The sequence below is a fragment of the Actinocatenispora sera genome, from assembly GCF_018324685.1.
Taxonomy (GTDB): domain Bacteria; phylum Actinomycetota; class Actinomycetes; order Mycobacteriales; family Micromonosporaceae; genus Actinocatenispora; species Actinocatenispora sera.
Genome location: NZ_AP023354.1, coordinates 2,138,349 through 2,154,127, shown reverse-complemented (window position 1 = coordinate 2,154,127; position 15,779 = coordinate 2,138,349). Strand labels below are relative to the sequence as shown.

Here is a 15,779-nt window from a genome sequence, read left to right as displayed (position 1 = left end):
CTAGATCTTGGAGACCTGGTTGAAGTTGAGCTCCACCGGGGTCTCCCGGCCGAAGATCGACACCAGCACCTTGAGCTTCTGCTGGTCGGCGTTGATCTCCGAGATGCTGGCCGGCAGCGAGGCGAACGCGCCGTCGATGACCGTGACCGAGTCGCCGACCTCGAAGTCGACCTTGATCTCGGGCTTGGCACCGGCGCCGGCAGCGGCCTCGGCCTTCTCCTCCTTGACCCCCGGCGCGAGCCACTTGATGACCTCGTCGAGGGTGAGCGGCGACGGGTTGTCGGCCCGGTCGGTGGCGCCGACGAACCCGGTCACACCCGGCGTGTTCCGCACGCAGGAGTACGACTCCGGGATCAGGTCCATCCGGACCAGGATGTAGCCGGGGAAGACCTTGCTCTGGACGTTCTGCCGCTTGCCGTTCTTGACCTCGACCTCTTCCCGGGTCGGCACCTCGACCTGGAAGATGTAGTCCTCCATGTCCAGGCTCTGGATCCGACTCTCCAGGTTGGTCTTGACCTTGTTCTCGTACCCGGCGTAGGAGTGCACGACGTACCAGTAGCCGGGCGCGTGCCGCAGCGCCTGCCGCAGCTCGGTCACCGGGTCGACCTCGGCGGCCTCTTCCTCGGTGGCGGGCTCGTCGGCGGCCTGCTCGGACTCGGCCAGGTCGGTGTCGGCCGGCGCCTCGGTGTCGGTCGACACGGTGTCGGTCGCCTGCTCGGCGTCGGCCGACTGCTCGGCATCGGCCGGGTCGGAGGCGGTCGGCTCGGCCGCCGGCTCGACGGCGGTGGCCACGGCACCGGTACCGGCCTGCTCGGCGGCGCCGTCCCCGGCCGCGCCACCGGTCGTGGCGGCAGCCTCAGCCGCCGGCGAGGACTCCTGCTCGTCGGTCGGCCGGCCGGTCTCGTCGAACTCAGACACGCTTGCTCACTTCCAATGTGGATCACGGGCCGGCCCGCGTTGCCGGCCAACCCGAGATGCGAACGCGGCGCTCAGGCCCCGCGGGCTTCGTCTACTGGTTATTCTTACCGCCGCCGAAGACCCACAGCGCCGCCTTGGAGAACCCAAGGTCGAGCAGCCCCACGATCGCCAGGATCACCGCAACGAAGATGATCACCACGACCGCGTAGGTGACCAGCTCCTTGCGGGTCGGCCAGATCACCTTACGTAGCTCGGCGACGACCTCACGAACGAACCGGGTAAGCCGCCCCAGACCACGCGGCCGTCCGTCGGTCTTGTCCTTCTTCGACTTGTCGTTCTTCTTGTCACCGGACTTGCCGGAGCCGGCCTTCGAGCTCTTGCTGCGCACCGCGGTGGTGCCGGAGCTCTTGCCGTCCCGCTTGCCGGCGGCGCTCTTGGCTCGGGTGGACCGCTTGGCCCCGGAGCTCGCCGTGCCCTCGTCGCTCGCGGAACCCTCGTCGTTGGAGTCCGACTCGTCCGCGATGTCGTCTTCGAGGGTCTCTTCGGCGGCGGCCTCATCGAGGCTGTCGCGGACCTCGTCGTCGGCGGATCCGCCGTCGGCGTCGCCCCCGCGTCGCTTCCTCTCGGCCACTTCAGCCCTCTCAGGTCCTATGCCAACACGATCCCAGCCACGTCCTGGGCCATTCGATCCTGGCCTATTCGTGCTCCCGAGCCAACCCCGTGACGGGATCCGCGCCGGATTGTCGGGACAGCGCGACGGCGGACCAACGCGCTGCCACGCCTGCCCACCCGACCGGATCCGGCCGGGACGTACTCGGCGCAGGGGCGACAGGATTCGAACCTGCAACCTGCGGTTTTGGAGACCGCTGCGCTGCCAATTGCGCCACGCCCCTTCGTGACCCGACGCTGTCGCGGCACGTCACGCAGCGGGGGTGTTGGCACGCTCGGTGACACGCACCGCAGGCACCGGCACCCCCGGCGGACCAGTGTACGGGTTGCCACCCCAATCTCCCAACCGGCACCCCACCCGCGCCGCACGGCCGGCTCGCCGGCCCCGTTCGTCAGCTCAGCCGGACCGTGGCCCGGGCCTGCCCGAGAACCTTGACGCCGTCGCTGGTGACGGTCAGCTCGATCACCACCTGGCGGTCGTCGAGGGCCCGCTTGACCACCCCGCCCACCTGGACCTCGGTACCGTCGTCGGTGTCCGGCACCACGACCGGGCGGCTGAACCGCACCCCGAAGTCGACCAGCGCGCCGGGGTCCCCCAGCCAGTCGGTGACCGCCCGGCCGGCCAACCCCATCGTGTACATGCCGTGTGCGATGACGTCCGGCAGCCCGACCGCGGTGGCGGTGCGCTCGTTCCAGTGGATCAGGTTGAAGTCGCCGGACGCGCCGGCGTACCGCACCAGATCGGTACGGGTCACCCGAAACGTTCGGACCGGCAACTCGGTACCGACCGGGGCCTCGTCGAACGCGATCATCCCGACACCTCCGCAGCCCGGACCACGAGCATGGACCAGGTAGTCACGACCGGCTCGCCGGCCTCGTCGGTCACTTCGATCCGCGTGGTGATCATGTCATTGCCGGCCACCGCACGGATGTTCTCGACGATCACCGTGCTGCGCAAGCGATCACCGGCGTGGATCGGCCGGTGGTAGGTGAACTTCTGGTCTCCGTGCACGGCCCGGCCGAAGTCGAGCCCCAGTTCCGGGTCGTGGATCAGCTGCTGGCTCGCCGGCCAGGTGAACGCGATGGCGAACGTCGGCGGCGCGATCACGTCCGGGTGGCCGAGTGCCCGGGCGGCATCCCGGTACCGGTAGGCCGGGTTGTCGTCGCCCAGCGCCGCGGCGAACTCGCGGATCTTCTCCCGCCCCACCTCGTACGCCGGGGTGGGCGGGTAGCTGCGGCCCACGAACGAGCTGTCCAGCGGCATCGTTGCTCCCCGTCGGATGTGGTGTCCCGGCGACCCGGCCGGAACACGCGAGCGAAGTGGCGGCGGACACGAAACGACCGGCGGCCCGAGGGCGCCGGTCGTGACGTGCTGTTGCGCGAACCTGCCGGCCGGCAGCCGCTGGGCTGCGCGGCGTCGGGTCAGCGGGTCTCGCGGTGCGCGGTGTGCTTGCCGCAACGCGGGCAGAACTTCTTCAGCTCCATGCGGTCCGGGTCGTTGCGGCGGTTCTTGCGCGTGATGTAGTTGCGCTCCTTGCACTCCACGCACGCCATCGTGATCTTCGGACGTACATCGGTCGCCTTGGCCACGGCGGAGTGCCTTTCTCGTCGGTGCTGTCTCGACGGCCACGAACGGCCGTCGTCAGGCGCTCAGGGAAGCGCCCGGACAAAGATACATCGCCAAATCGGCGACGTCTCGTAGCGGTGGCCGGACTCGAACCGGCGACACAGCGATTATGAGCCGCTTGCTCTGCCAACTGAGCTACACCGCCGCAAACCAGACTCCAGGCAAGCCGATCACCTGCGTCGGGCCGAACCTTGAGCCCGCCTGACCAGGCGCCCGCCGCGAACCCGGCTCGCCGGCAACATGGCCGGCGGGGGTTCGGGGGCGAAGCCCCTGACATTCGGGGATCCGGGGGTCGCCCCCCAGGCTGGCATCAGCGAGACATCCCGGCCCGCGCTCTCGGCGGGCACAGGAAACCCGGATGTCGAGCCCCTTTACGGAATCGAACCGTAGACCTTCTCCTTACCATGGAGACGCTCTGCCGACTGAGCTAAAGGGGCGCGCATCCCCTTGCGGGGAGGTGCCTGGGTAAGGGTACACGGTGGGTTCGGCGGCCCAAAATCGGATCCCCTGCCTGCCCGGAGGGCCGGGTCAGGTGACCACGCGCAGCCGGCGGCTGCTGTCACCGGCGGACTCGGCCAGCTCGGTGCGGGCCGCGAGCCAGGCCACCAACCGCTCGTACGACAGCGGACGGGAGAAGTAGAACCCCTGGCCGATGTCGCAGCCCATCTCCTCCAGCTGGCTGAGCGCGAGCTCGCTCTCCACCCCCTCGGCGACCACCTCGAGGCCGAAGTGGCGGGCCAGGTCGACGACCGCCCGGACGATCGCGTAGTCGCCGTCGTCGGTGGCCATCCCCTGCACGAACGTCCGGTCGATCTTGACCTCCTGCACCGGCAGCCGGCGCAGGTACGACAGGGACGAGTAGCCGGTGCCGAAGTCGTCGACCGACAGCCGGACCCCGGTGTCCCGCAGCCGGCGCAGCGTGGGCAGCGGCCGGTCGGTATCGCTGAAGTTCCGGTCCTCGGTGATCTCCAGTGTCAGCAGCTCCGGCGGCACGTCGTACTCGGTGAGCAGTTCCTGCAGGTAGCTGGGGAACACCGGGTCGACCAGCGTGCGGGGCGAGAGGTTGACCGCGACGGTGAGCGGGTGCCCCGTGTCGACCCATTCCCGGCAGCGACGCATCCCTTCGCGCAGCACCAGGTCGGTCAGCCGGCCCAGCTGGCCGGTGTGCTCGGCGACGGCGACGAAGTCGCTCGGCGAGACCCAGCCGTGCGTCGCGTGCTTCCACCGGGCCAGGCACTCCACGCCGATCAGCTCGCGCCGCCCGATCGCGATCTTGGGCTGGAAGTGCACCTCCAGCTCGGCCGCGTCGATCGCGCGACGCAGGTCGCCGGCCAGGCCGAGCCGGCGGACGCTGCTCGACTCCAGCCCGAGGTTGAACACCTGGACCGCGGCCTGGGTGCCCTTGGCGGCCAGGTTGGCGAGGTCGGCGCGCTGCAGCAGCACCTCCGGCTCGCTGCCGTGATCGGGATGGATGGCCAGGCCGACCGCGGTGTCCACGTCGAGCCGGGCGTTGCCGAACGGCATCGGTTCCTGCAGCGCGGTGCGCAGCTCACGGGCCAGCGCGACGGCGTCGTCGATCCCCAGCATCCGGACCAGCAGCGCGAACTCGTCGCCGCCCACCCGGGACACCAGCGAACCGGCCGGCGCCGCCGACTGCAGCCGCTTGCCGACCTCGGCGAGCAGCTGGTCGCCGGCGCCGTGGCCGAGCGAGTCGTTCACGTCGCGCAGCCCGTCCACGTCGAAGACCAGGACGCTGACCACCTCGCCCGGCGCGCGTACCTTCACCGCTTCCTCGATCGCGGTGATCATGCGGTGCCGGTTGGGCAGCCCGGTCAGCGCGTCGTGGTACGCGTCGAACCGCAGCCGCTCCACCAGCCGGGCGTTCTCCACCGCGGCGGCGGTCTGCGAGGCGATCGCCTCCATCTGGTTCACGTCCGCCGGGCCGAACTGGTGCACATCGCCCAGCCGGTTCACGCACTCGACCGTGCCGACGGTCGCGCTGCCGGATCGCAGCGGCACGATGATGACGTCCTTGGTCCGGCTGTCCAGCAGCTGCGCGCGCCGCGCGTCGTCGCCGAGCTTCGGCCCGACCACGACCGTGCCGCCCTCGGCGAACGCCTCGCGCCGCAGGTCGGCCGGCGCCGGAGCCCGGTCGAGCAGGCCGCGGACGCCCTCCTTCGCGGTCAGCAGCACCTCCGGGTACCGGCCGGAGGCGGGCAGCCAGAGCGTCGCGTACTCGGCCCGTAGCATTCCGCGAACCCGGCTGAGCAGGATGTCCGCCAGTTCGCCCTCGGATGCCGCCTGCCGCACCGCCCGGGTCAACTCGTACATCTCGTCGAGCTTCTGGTGTTCGCTGATGAACCGCGCGTACATCCGGAACCCGTACGCGACGATCAGCGCCAACGCGGCGAGGGGAACCAGGGCCCACAGCGTCACCTGGATGGCGAGCAACATGATCAGGCCGATCACGGCCGCGGCCTCACCGAACAGAAGTGACGAGGCGTTACGCAGCAGGTCGCCCGGCGACACCGAGCCCTGCATGATGCCCACGACGGCGGCGACGCACAGGTACGCGAAGATCTCGAGCGCCAAGACGGCAGCGAGGCCAACGAGCCAACTTCGTGGCTGCGAGATCTGCAGCGGCCCGAACGCGGCGACGATCAGGTTCGCCACCGCGGTACTGGCGGCGAAGAGCGCGACGTTGAAGACGTACTTGGTGCTGTCCTTGCTGAGCCAGAGGTACACGATGACCCCGGCGATCAGGCGCGCGACCAGCACGCCCACGGGCGGCAGCACGAACAGTGCGATCAGGAACGGGATCTCGATCGGCGACACCGTGATGTTCTGCCGACCGATCTCGATGTGCAGCTTGGCGGCCTGACTCAGCAGCAGGCCACCGGCGAGCACCACGAACAACCCAACAGGGCCCACGGTGAAACCGTGGACCCTCGGGTTGACCACGGTGAGCCCAAATGCTGCGACGAGGAGGCCGACCGTGAACGCCCACGAGTAGAGCGCCCGGCGGCCCGAGATGCTCGTCAGTGAGCCCATCCGCTCACCTTCCCGGCTCGCACTCCAGCACCAGCCGAGTTAAGCAATCCGTGACGAATTCAGCGACCGAGGATGTTCCAGCCGTAATCGGTACGGTGCGCTGAGGCAACATGCATACGCATCGCGGTGTCTCCTGTCAAACGAGGCGGGGGAGTGCGACTGCTGGCGCAGCCTCCAGCTGATGTTAGCCGCTACCGGGGTGCGAGTAGAAGGGGTATGGGCGCGCTTCGACCCGAGTCCACGCACAGATCGTCGCCTTAACAACCGTTTTGTCGGGAAGGATGTCGGGCACGGCGACCGGTCGAGGGGCCCTCTAAACTTTCCTTCCGAAAACCAGGCACAGACGTTTCAGCCGGGCGAATATTCGTTCCGCAAGTACGTCACCACGGTCCGTCTCCGAACCCGTGCCGCGGCGAGGCCGGTCTCGCGCCGTTTCCGGTCGCGGCCGGGCCACCCCGTCGCGACACTACGTGGATGGACGGGTCGGGGCCGGTGGACGGGTTCTTCGAGCTGGAGCCGCAGCGGGTGGCGGTGGTACTGGTGGACTTCCAGAACGACTTCTGCCATCCCGACGCCAGTACGGGTCGACCACCCGGCAACACCCGCAACGCGCAGGCGGCCCGGCGGGCGGACACCTTCGCCCGCCGGGCCGGTGAGCTGGGCGCCCGGGTGGTGTACACGCGGCAGGTACTCGACCTCGATCGGCTCACGCCGCGCCAACGACGGTGGGAGCGCGCGGACGGGCTGTGCGCGGCCGGCTCCTGGGGAGCGGAGCTGTTCCTCGACCCCGTGCCGGGCGCGACGGTGGTCGTCAAGGACCGGTTCGACTGCTGGCAGAGCTGCGAGTTCACCGACCTTCTGGATCGGTACGACATCGACGGGTTGGTGATCTGCGGCGTCGAGCTGGTCTGCTGCGTGCTGTACGCGGTGCTCGGTGCGGCCGAGCGCGGGTACCACTACCTGGTACCACCCGATCTGGTGTCCGGGCAGGACTTCGGCGAGCAGACGGACAATCGGGCGGTCCGCGACTTCCTGCGGTTCAACCAGCCGGATCGGGTCAGGTACGACGCGGCCGCGATCCTCGCCCGATGGCGCGGATAGCCGGTCGACGGGGCCGCCGCCGGCGGCCGCTGGCCCCGGCCGGACCGCTGGTCCACGGCCGGACCGCCGCCGTGCTGCGGCGAATGCGTGCCGAGACGGGTGCGAGGGCACCGATGAGTTGGGCGGGTGCGGTGCGTCTACCCGTACGGATCATCAGACGTCTCACGCGGGAGGCCCCCATGGGCACCACTGCACTACCGCCGGTCGTCGACGCCGAGGCCTGGCGCCGCGAGCTCGACGCACTGCGGGTACGGGAGAAGTCGGCGACCCGGGAGCTCGACGCGATCGCCGCGCAGCGCCGCCGGCTGCCGATGGTCGAGCTGCCGGAGTACACCCTGGAGGGCGAGGAGGGGCCGGTCCGGCTGGCCGACGTGTTCGACGGCAAGTCGCAACTGATCGTCTACAACCACATGTGGTTCCCGGACGAGGAATGGCAGTGCCCGGGCTGCACCGGGTTCACCTCGCAGTACACCCGGCTGGAGTTCCTCGAGGAGTACGACGCACGGTTCGTCATCGTCACGCAGGGGCCGATCGGTGCGGCACTCGCGTACAAGAAGCGGGTCGGCAACAAGATGACCTGGTACTCGACCGCGAACAGCTCCTTCGGCGCCGACGTCGACGCCCCGCCCGGCGGCGGGTTCGCGGTCAACGTGTTCCTCCGGGACGGCGACACCGTCTACCGCACCTGGCACACCAACGGCCGCGGTACCGAGCAGCTGACCCACACATTCCCGCTGATCGACCTGCTCCCGTACGGGCGGCGGGAGGAATGGCAGGACTCCCCCGACGGCTGGCCGCAGGAACCCACCTACAGCCGCTGGACCGGTTCGGAGAAGATCGCCCGCCTGTACGGCCCCAAGCCGTAGCCCACCACGGCGGCGCTGAGCGGCGAGCCCAGCGCCGCTGCGACTCGGTCGACGCCGCCCGTCCGGCCGCGGCTAGGGTCGGCGGCATGGCGTTGCAACTCGGTCAGGTGAACCTCAAGGCGCGGGACGAAGCAGCGCTGGGCCGGTTCTGGGCGGCGGCCCTCGGCTGGGAGTTCTCCAGCGAGGAGCCGGGCGCGGCCAGCGCGTTGCCCGCCGGCACCGACTGGCCGTCCGCCGCCACGAGCTCCCTGGACTTCATCGCCGTACCGGACCCCGAAACGGTGCGGTACCGCACGCACCTCGAACTCGCCACCACCTCCGCAGCGCACCAGGCGGAGCTGGTCGAGCGGCTGCGCGACCTCGGCGCGACCCCGGTCGAGGCAGCCGTCTCGTGGCCGGTACTCGCCGACCCGGAGGGCAACCAGTTCTGCGTTCGGGAACCGCGGGAGGACTACCGGGACACCGGACCGATCGCCGCGATCGTCGTCGACTGCACCGACCCCGGCGCCATGACCCGATTCTGGACCGACGTGCTGGGCTGGACCCGGCACGGCGTGACCGACGAGCACGCGCTGCTGCGCGCCGCCGAAGGTATCGGCCCGTACCTGGAACTCGCCCGTACGCCGCACCTGCCGAGCCGGTGGCACCGCGCCCACCTCGACCTGGTGCCGCGCCCCGTTTCGGGGTTCGCCGCGGAGGTGGCCCGGGTCGAAGCGCTCGGGGCGACGCCCGCCGACGTGGGCCAGGGCGAGGTCACCTGGCGGGTCCTCGCCGACCCGGAAGGCCACGAGTTCTGCATCCTCGGCCCCGCTGACCCCTCTCCCGCGTAACCGGCCCGGAGTGGGCGGCCGGCGATCGGCTCGGGCTGGACACTCGGCGACTGGCCCGGGCTGGGCACTCGGCGACCGGCCCGGGCTGGACGCTCGGCGATCGGCCCGGGCGTCAGCGCTCGAGGTGCGCCTCGATGCCATCGAGCAGGAAATCGAGGCCCAACCGGAAAGTCTCGTCGGCGTCCAGGTGGGTGGCGTCGCGGACGACGGTGGCGAGGGCGGGGAACCGACCGGTGGCGAACGTTCGCTCCAGATAGGGCCCGTACGCCCGCTGCCACTCCCGCTGGTCCATGCCACTGGCCCGTTCGGCGCGCCGCTCGGCGATCTCGCGCCGCACCACACCGATCACGTACGCGTCGACAGCGCCGACCACCGGCATCACCAGGTCGACGTCGACGCCGTCCATCGCGGCCACCACCGCCTCTCCCCTGGCCAGCGCGTACGGCCCGAGCGCGGGCCGGCCGCCGATCAGGTCGGCGAGCCACTCGTGCCGGTGAACGGCCTGCCGGGTGGCGCCGGCCAGGGAGTGCAACACCTGGCGCCACCCGTCCCCGACCGGCCGAATCTCCGCGTAGATCTCGTCGACCATCAGATCGAGCAGCTCGTCCTTGGTGTCGAGGTAGCCGTACAGCCGCATCGGCCCGACCTCCAGCGCCGCGGCCACCTTGCGCAGCGAAACCGCCGCCAGCCCGTCCGCGTCCGCCAGCCGGATCGCCGCCCGGACGATCCGCTCCCGGCTCAGCGGCGCCGGGATCGGTCGGTCCGGCGGCTCCGGCCGCTCCCACACCAACACGGCGCCGACGATACATCGCCCGCCCCGATACACCGTCTCAACGGCCCGACCACGACGTGTCCACGCTATGCCGCTGCAGCGCTCATGTCGTTGCGCCGGCATGCCGTTGCAGCGCTGGCGTTCAGGCGTTCGGCGGTGGCATGGCGCCGAATGCTCGACGCCGGAGCCCACGGTCCGGTCCGAAGTCGGAGACGTAACGCACTAACGTGTCCGATATGCGAATGATCATCCAAGAGATCATGATCGACTGTCTCCGACCAGCGGATCTCTCCCAGTTCTGGGCCGACCTGCTCCGCTGTCGCCGGGGCGTCCTCAGCGATCGCCTCGCCGTGGTCGCCGCCGAGCCTCTACGTCTCTCGTTCCAACAGGTTCCGGAGCCGAAACAGGTGAAGAACCGCCTGCATCTCGACATCCAAGTACCGGATGCCGTCGAAGCCATCGCTCGTGCGACCGCGCTCGGCGCCCACACGGCCGGACGCCGACGGCTCGACGACGGCGGGGACGGGTATGTCGTCATGCTCGACCCCGAGGGAAACGAGTTCTGCTTCGTCGTCGACAACGCAGGCGAATGGGAACAGCGCACGGCCGATGCACTGGCCGGCTCCGCGACCGAATAGAGCCCGGCGTCCATACAGAAGTGCCGGCAGCTCGACCGGTTCTCCCGCGCGACGAACAGCAGCCGTTGCACAACCGCGGTCGCCGTCAGAGCGGTGGCCGGCGCCACCCGCCAGGCCGCAAGAATCTTCTCGGGCCGGCCGCCAGATGGCCGCCGGCCCGGATCACGTCGAAGCCGACCCGCACGCGAGCACGATGCTCGGCGAGTCGGCAGCGACCCCATGCCGTCCCGAACCTCGACGGCCAAGGTCATCGCCGGACCAAGCGGATGATTGCGAGCATCTGCCGCGGTTCGCATCACAGGCCCCACGCCGTGGTGATCCGGTGCCCATACAGGCTCAACGTCAACTACGCCTCGGCGATACGCCGTGCCGGGCACGGGTACTGCTCCGGTCGTGGGCATCCGCAGAGCCGTACCTGGTCGAGTCGACGCCGCCCCTCCATTTTGGGCAGCGACGCCCAGGCTAAGGAGTTGATTGGGTACGGCCAGCCAAGGCACCGAACGTCGCCGCGCTACCAGCACGCTACGACGCTATGCACTGGTGAATATTGCAACAGCGATGCGGCAGCCCCGTAGGCCGATCCAGCTTCAGGAGTTCTTGAATCCCAGACGCAGCCGCAGCGCCTGAGCATCCGCACGCCATTGACGCTCGGGCACGGGCCGGTTCGGGCCGTCCGGAAGCGGCGCCCCGGGCGCCGGGTCGTCGCGATAGCGAGGCGTGACGTGCGTATGCAGGTGGGGCATTCGGTTGCCCAGCGTCTGATAGTTGATCTTCAACGGGCGGAAGTGGCCCTTGACGCCCCGTCCGACGTGCAGAACGTCCGTGTTGTACTCGACAGCCTCATCGGCGGTCAGGTGATGCGGCTCCACCACGTGCCGCCCGCGCCACACGACCACAACGTAGCCACGTACCAGTGCCCGCCTTGCCAGGTAAGCATCGGTGAAGTCACCAGCGAAGACTCTTAGGCCTGCATCCGACTCATCCGGCCGGTCCGCCGTGCACATGGTGCACGCAGACCCCTCAACACGCTCGTCCCAATCAACTGGCCAGACCACGGCGCGAGCATAGTGTCTGCGCGGAATTATGTCGTTCACTCCGACGAGCACATGGCTGCACGCGACGGACGCTGCCAGCACAAATCCAGGACCCAAATGCCTCGGCCAATCGTCTTCCAACGGTTACCAGGCGTTCAGACGGGGCCCACTTACTGAGCCTTTTTCATCCTGCGGTGAGTTCGTGATTGTGGAGGACATGGATGGGTCTGGCGAGCTGGCCCGCGCGATGGGGGCTGCACCGCAGCTTGCGTAGGATTCGCCAGGTCTTGAGCTGCGCGTTTGCGCGTTCTCCAGGTCCGCGTAGCCGCGTGTGGGCCCGGTTGGCGTCCTTCTGCGGCTCCAGTTTGCCCTTGCCCTTGTACGGGGTGATCACTTCCGGGCCGATGCCGTGGTAGCCCTTGTCGCCCAGGGCGATCAGCCCCGCCTGGCGTAGTGCGGGAAGGATGGTCCAGGTCCGCCGCGGCGACGGTGTCGTGCACGCTGCCTGGTAACGCACGATCCTGCGTGAACGGGATAAAGGCCCCGGGGAGTCGCCGTCTGGCGGTTCCCCGGGGCCTTTTCGTGCTCGCGGGCCGGTCGGATCCGCCGGACGAATTTCGGGGCGTATTCAGGGCGGCTAGCCGTAGACGGCCGGTCGGCGCCGGACACGGCCGGACACACGAGAAAGGCCCCCGGCCAGCGTTTGCGCTGGCCGGGGGCCTGGAAGCCCTGGTGTGGCGGGTACTGGATTCGAACCAGTGTAGGCGTAGCCGACGGTTTTACAGACAACGCGTGATCTTGGCCGTCAAACTCCCGCCTACCTGCATCAACGGCATCGTCAGGCACCCTCGGCGAGGTCGTCTGCCCCTGCCGTGCCCCCGGCCCGGTTCCTGCCCTCCGCGATGCCCTCGGCCGCCTGATCGAGCGCCGCGGTGACGCCCCGGCCGGTCAGCGCCTGGCCGATCCGCTGGTTCATCAACTCTTCGTCACCGTCTACGCAGTTCGCGTACACGCGAAGCAGCACCTCGACGCTGTGCCCGAGCCGACGGGCGACGCGGGTCGGCGAGACACCAGCGTTGAGCCAGAGCGACGCCGCCGCGTGCCGCAGGTCGTACGGACGGCGGGCCAGCGGCGAGGCCACCTGCTCCGCGGTAAACGCTTGCTTCCTGGCCTTCTTCCACAGCCGGTCGTACACGCTGTCCGAGACCGGGTTGCCCCGGGCGCTGCGGAAAAGCCGGCCGTCGGCGGCGACGCCTTCCCGATCGATGTGCTCGCGGAGCAGCGCGACCAGCTCCGGCGGTGCCGGTACCTCGCGGGTCTCCTTCCGGGGTCGGTGCTTGAGTCCGCGTACCTCGCGCGGACTGCCGTCGTCGGTCCAGTGCCCGCCGGCCCGCGGTTGCGTCTCGACGTAGGTGACCCTCCCCCAGCCGGTTGCCGGAAGCCGGCAGTCGGACCGCTTCAGGTACGCGACCTCGGAGGGACGCGCGCCGGTGTAGTAGATGCAGGCGTAGAACGCGAGCAGCCGCAGGCCCGGCTTCCCGAGCGAGCGCACGCCGTCGAGGATCTTCGCCACCTGATCCGGGTTGGCCACGGTGCGCCGGTCGACGGCCGAGGCGACCTGCGGTGCCTTCCAGTCGATCTTGTCGATCGGGTTTGCCGAAAGCTGTTCCCGCTCGACTGCGTACCCGAGCGCGTTGTAGAAGACGGCGCGTTTCCGGGCGACCGTGGTCGCGGCGGCGGCCTTCCCGTCGAGCCGGACCGCACACGCGTCGAGAGCCCGCCGGGCCGTCGCGGCGTTGGCCAGTGCGTCGAGCGGCAGGGATGCCCGGGCCAGCCAGTCGAGCGCCTTCGCCTCCGGCGCCGGTACCTCTTCATCCCAGCGCCGCGGGTTGAGCCCGTAGAGGTAGAGCGCGCGGCGGAGCACCGCGGCCGGCGGGCGGCCCTTCACCTGCTTCGTCAGTACCGGCGTGATCACCACCAGCGCCTCCACCATCGAGCGCCGGGTCTTCGCAGCCGCGCGCGGCCACTTCATCGCCACGTAGTCGCGAGCGTGCTCGTACCAGGTCGGCATGTTCAGCGTGCGCGCTTCGGTCACCGGACGGCCGGTCTCGGTGTCGAACGGCTCGCCCGCGTTGGCCGCGTGGACCAGGCGGGCGCGGTCGGAGTTCGCGAGCGCCTTCGTCCGGTAGTACAGCTCGAAGGGTTGGCCGCCGACCTTCCACCGCAGCCGGTACGGCCTCGACCGCCGAACGCCTCCGGAGTCCTTGCGCTTCCAGACGTCGGAGATCTGGACGTCATAGCTGTTCACGCGGCCTCCTCCCGATCCGCGAGCCAGGCGTCGAGAACGCTGCGGCGAATGCGCAACTCCCCGTTCGGGAGTCGGGTCGCGCGAGGACCCGTACCGGTCTGGCGCCAGTAGTAGACCGTCGACCGCGAGACCCGCAGCTCCGCGGCAATCTGGCCGATGCTCAACCACTCATCCTTGATCAACACGCTGTTTCCCCCAGGTCTCATGCCGCTTGGTTCGGAGTTGCCGAAAGAAGTCGCAGCCGTTCCATGGCCGCATCGCGCTGCGCCTTCCACTGCTGGCGTTCGGCGATCTTGCGCAGGAAATGGACGTGCGCCGGCGGCACGTCGGGGTCGTCCCGGGACGCCAACGCGTACTCGTACCGGTCGAGTACCGGGCCGTCAGCGTCGTCCGCCTGGCCCTGCTCGTCGGTTGCCGAAAGGGCGAGGAGCGCCTTCACCCAAGCCTTCCGGTCGGCGCGGTGGTCGGCGAGGGTCTTGTTCGACCACTGCCGGGAGACCAGGACGCGCCGACCGGTGAAGCCGAGCGTGCGCCGCTGATGCACCTTGCCCTTGCACCGCCCCGGCCGCGCGGTCGCTTTCGCGTTCTTCGGCTGGATGCCGTAGAGCAGCCAGTTCGGGCAGGTCGGCGAGCACGGCAGGGTTTGCAGCTCGGCCGCCAGGCGCGCCATGTGGTCTTCCTGCGCCCGCGAGTCCGGCGACACGGCGTCGGTGATGTCTTTGGCGATGTACTTCGTGATGTAGCGGATCGTTTTCTCGGCGTTGTCCGAGCCGCCGCGGACGCCCTTGACGTTGACCGTGCCGAGCCGGGCCACGTGCGCCGGTTCGGCGTCCGGGTCGTCGTCGATTGCGTCCAGCGCCTCATCCCAGGTCGGCAGCGCTGCCCCGGCTTCCGGGTCGCGATACGTCTTCTCGGTCGCGTCCCAGGTCGGCAGAGCGCCGTCCGGGTCGTACACGAGCCGATCATGAGCGGGCCACCACACCTGGTGATACGTCGCCGCCGCCACCTGCCGGACCAGCTTGCGCGGCAGCGCACCCCGAATCGCGAAGTGCCCGTGCGGAGCCAACCGCTTCTGCATCTCGATTGACCCGGCGTACTGCACGTTCCAGCCGACGGCGCGGCGCAGGTTCTGCCAGAACCGGTCGAGCACCTTGGCGAAGTGGATGCAGTCCAGCGCCGCGGCCCGGTAGTCGTACGAGTCGGGGTCGACCGGGGTGCCGAGGCGCGGGTCATGCTGGCCGTGCAGCTCCCCGCACTCGCACGGCTGAACGCGTCCGCGTCGGTGGTACGCCGAGTGGATCGGCCCGTACGAGCCGAGGGTGAGCGTCAGGAACATCGAGTCGCGGTGCTCCCGGCCGTCGGTGCCGATGTGCGGGTGCGGGATTGTGCGGTTCGCCACGGGCAGCCGAGGCAGGTCGGGTGCGTCCTGCCGCCGTTTGGTCGACCGCTTCCGCGCCGGAGCCGCCTCCTGCCCGTCGGTGCCGTCCTTTCGGCCCCCGGGGAGGACCGAGCCGCGGATGCCGGCCGCGGTGATCTGCTCGTCCACCTGGTCGATCTCCGCGTCCAGCTCGGCGACCTGCTCCCACTCCGCCGCCATCACCACCGACGTGCGCGCGAACTCCAGGACGGCCCGGTACTCGACCAGCTCCCGCTGCTCGTCGGTCGGAGCATCCGGGGTCGTGACCGGTTCGTCGGTCAGGTGCCAGCCCTCGCGGATCTGCTGCATCCGCAGCCGACGGTTGGCTTCCGCGCACGGTTCACACTTGGCCGCCGAGGTGGCCCCGCAGGGTACCGAGATCAGCTCGGTTTCGCCGGTGGCGGTGTTGGTGCGGCGCAGCCAGACCGGTTTGACGCACACCCCGAACTTCTTCGCCAGCTCGGCGGCAACGTCCTTCGCGATCGGCTGCAACAACCGAGCCGCGCGAGATCCGGGCCGCGGAGTCTCCTCCCGGCCGAGACCAGGCA

Annotated in this window: 15 protein-coding genes, 4 tRNA genes and 1 pseudogene; 4 read left to right on the top strand and 16 right to left on the bottom strand. The window is 69.8% G+C overall.

Going from position 1 to position 15,779, the window contains the following annotated elements:
* The 9 genes from nusG to Asera_RS10335 all read right to left on the bottom strand — a co-directional run bounded on the left by nusG (position 1) and on the right by Asera_RS10335 (position 6,265).
* Positions 1 to 699 carry a transcription termination/antitermination protein NusG gene (nusG, locus tag Asera_RS10375; protein ID WP_157034870.1) on the bottom strand — a complete coding sequence of 233 codons (699 nt, stop codon included), beginning with the start codon at positions 697 to 699 and terminating at the stop codon, positions 1 to 3.
* A gap of 310 nt (positions 700 to 1,009) precedes the next feature.
* Positions 1,010 to 1,549 (bottom strand): preprotein translocase subunit SecE, encoded by a 540-nt coding sequence (secE, locus tag Asera_RS33905; protein WP_030446735.1) that lies wholly within the window; start codon positions 1,547 to 1,549, stop codon positions 1,010 to 1,012.
* Between the two features lie 189 nt (positions 1,550 to 1,738).
* A tRNA-Trp gene (locus Asera_RS10365) sits at positions 1,739 to 1,811 on the bottom strand.
* A gap of 168 nt (positions 1,812 to 1,979) precedes the next feature.
* A complete protein-coding gene (locus Asera_RS10360) occupies positions 1,980 to 2,399 on the bottom strand; it encodes a MaoC family dehydratase (protein WP_030446734.1) in 420 nt (139 codons plus the stop codon).
* Positions 2,396 to 2,851 (bottom strand): MaoC family dehydratase N-terminal domain-containing protein, encoded by a 456-nt coding sequence (locus tag Asera_RS10355; protein WP_030446733.1) that lies wholly within the window; start codon positions 2,849 to 2,851, stop codon positions 2,396 to 2,398. The genes Asera_RS10360 and Asera_RS10355 overlap by 4 nt, the downstream gene beginning before the upstream one ends.
* A 158-nt stretch (positions 2,852 to 3,009) precedes the next feature.
* The gene (rpmG, locus tag Asera_RS10350) at positions 3,010 to 3,177 is read right to left on the bottom strand and encodes a 50S ribosomal protein L33 (RefSeq protein ID WP_030446732.1); all 168 of its coding nucleotides are present in this window, start codon (positions 3,175 to 3,177) and stop codon (positions 3,010 to 3,012) included.
* Between the two features lie 109 nt (positions 3,178 to 3,286).
* Positions 3,287 to 3,359 (bottom strand) — tRNA-Met (locus tag Asera_RS10345).
* Between the two features lie 219 nt (positions 3,360 to 3,578).
* Positions 3,579 to 3,651 (bottom strand) — tRNA-Thr (locus Asera_RS10340).
* A gap of 91 nt (positions 3,652 to 3,742) precedes the next feature.
* A complete protein-coding gene (locus Asera_RS10335) occupies positions 3,743 to 6,265 on the bottom strand; it encodes a putative bifunctional diguanylate cyclase/phosphodiesterase (protein WP_084131679.1) in 2,523 nt (840 codons plus the stop codon).
* Between the two features lie 474 nt (positions 6,266 to 6,739).
* Between Asera_RS10335 and Asera_RS10330 the strand changes: the two genes are divergently transcribed.
* From Asera_RS10330 to Asera_RS10320, 3 genes are all read left to right on the top strand, one after another.
* Positions 6,740 to 7,366, top strand: a complete 627-nt coding sequence (locus Asera_RS10330; protein ID WP_030446730.1) for a cysteine hydrolase family protein — start codon at positions 6,740 to 6,742, stop codon at positions 7,364 to 7,366.
* Positions 7,367 to 7,545: 179 nt separating this feature from the next.
* Positions 7,546 to 8,232, top strand: a complete 687-nt coding sequence (locus Asera_RS10325; protein ID WP_030446729.1) for a DUF899 domain-containing protein — start codon at positions 7,546 to 7,548, stop codon at positions 8,230 to 8,232.
* Between the two features lie 86 nt (positions 8,233 to 8,318).
* A complete protein-coding gene (locus Asera_RS10320) occupies positions 8,319 to 9,062 on the top strand; it encodes a VOC family protein (protein WP_030446728.1) in 744 nt (247 codons plus the stop codon).
* A gap of 112 nt (positions 9,063 to 9,174) precedes the next feature.
* Here Asera_RS10320 and Asera_RS10315 read toward each other — a convergent pair whose 3' ends face one another.
* On the bottom strand, positions 9,175 to 9,855 hold the full coding sequence (locus Asera_RS10315) for a TetR/AcrR family transcriptional regulator (protein ID WP_030446727.1): 681 nt from the start codon (positions 9,853 to 9,855) through the stop codon (positions 9,175 to 9,177).
* A gap of 221 nt (positions 9,856 to 10,076) precedes the next feature.
* Between Asera_RS10315 and Asera_RS10310 the strand changes: the two genes are divergently transcribed.
* The gene (locus tag Asera_RS10310; protein WP_051802338.1) at positions 10,077 to 10,472 is read left to right on the top strand and encodes a VOC family protein; all 396 of its coding nucleotides are present in this window, start codon (positions 10,077 to 10,079) and stop codon (positions 10,470 to 10,472) included.
* A 587-nt stretch (positions 10,473 to 11,059) separates the two neighbouring features.
* On the opposite strand, the gene Asera_RS10305 is transcribed toward Asera_RS10310, so the two are convergent.
* The 6 genes and pseudogenes from Asera_RS10305 to Asera_RS10280 all read right to left on the bottom strand — a co-directional run bounded on the left by Asera_RS10305 (position 11,060) and on the right by Asera_RS10280 (position 15,726).
* The gene (locus Asera_RS10305) at positions 11,060 to 11,527 is read right to left on the bottom strand and encodes an HIT family protein (RefSeq protein ID WP_084131677.1); all 468 of its coding nucleotides are present in this window, start codon (positions 11,525 to 11,527) and stop codon (positions 11,060 to 11,062) included.
* Between the two features lie 163 nt (positions 11,528 to 11,690).
* A pseudogene (locus Asera_RS10300) lies at positions 11,691 to 12,018 on the bottom strand (transposase family protein); the annotation flags it as partial.
* Positions 12,019 to 12,241: 223 nt separating this feature from the next.
* A tRNA-Tyr gene (locus tag Asera_RS10295) sits at positions 12,242 to 12,324 on the bottom strand.
* A gap of 20 nt (positions 12,325 to 12,344) precedes the next feature.
* Entirely contained in the window at positions 12,345 to 13,814 is a 1,470-nt protein-coding gene (locus tag Asera_RS10290) for a tyrosine-type recombinase/integrase (protein WP_084131676.1), read from the bottom strand.
* Positions 13,811 to 13,999: a helix-turn-helix transcriptional regulator gene (locus Asera_RS10285; protein WP_338028161.1), complete on the bottom strand. Its 189-nt coding sequence runs from the start codon at positions 13,997 to 13,999 to the stop codon at positions 13,811 to 13,813. Before Asera_RS10285 ends, Asera_RS10290 begins: the two co-directional genes overlap by 4 nt.
* A gap of 17 nt (positions 14,000 to 14,016) precedes the next feature.
* Complete coding sequence (locus tag Asera_RS10280; protein ID WP_244843818.1) at positions 14,017 to 15,726, bottom strand: replication initiator; 1,710 nt, start codon at positions 15,724 to 15,726, stop codon at positions 14,017 to 14,019.
* Between the last annotated feature and the right edge of the window lie 53 nt (positions 15,727 to 15,779).

What these genes read in the sequence shown, in the direction of transcription:
- Asera_RS10360 (WP_030446734.1), bottom strand. Translation starts at nt 2,399, where the DNA reads ATGATCGCGTTCGACGAGGCCCCGGTCGGTACCGAGTTGCCGGTCCGA.
- Asera_RS10355 (WP_030446733.1), bottom strand. Translation starts at nt 2,851, where the DNA reads ATGCCGCTGGACAGCTCGTTCGTGGGCCGCAGCTACCCGCCCACCCCG.
- Asera_RS10335 (WP_084131679.1), bottom strand. Translation starts at nt 6,265, where the DNA reads ATGGGCTCACTGACGAGCATCTCGGGCCGCCGGGCGCTCTACTCGTGG.
- Asera_RS10330 (WP_030446730.1), top strand. Translation starts at nt 6,740, where the DNA reads ATGGACGGGTCGGGGCCGGTGGACGGGTTCTTCGAGCTGGAGCCGCAG.
- Asera_RS10325 (WP_030446729.1), top strand. Translation starts at nt 7,546, where the DNA reads ATGGGCACCACTGCACTACCGCCGGTCGTCGACGCCGAGGCCTGGCGC.
- Asera_RS10320 (WP_030446728.1), top strand. Translation starts at nt 8,319, where the DNA reads ATGGCGTTGCAACTCGGTCAGGTGAACCTCAAGGCGCGGGACGAAGCA.
- Asera_RS10310 (WP_051802338.1), top strand. Translation starts at nt 10,077, where the DNA reads ATGATCATCCAAGAGATCATGATCGACTGTCTCCGACCAGCGGATCTC.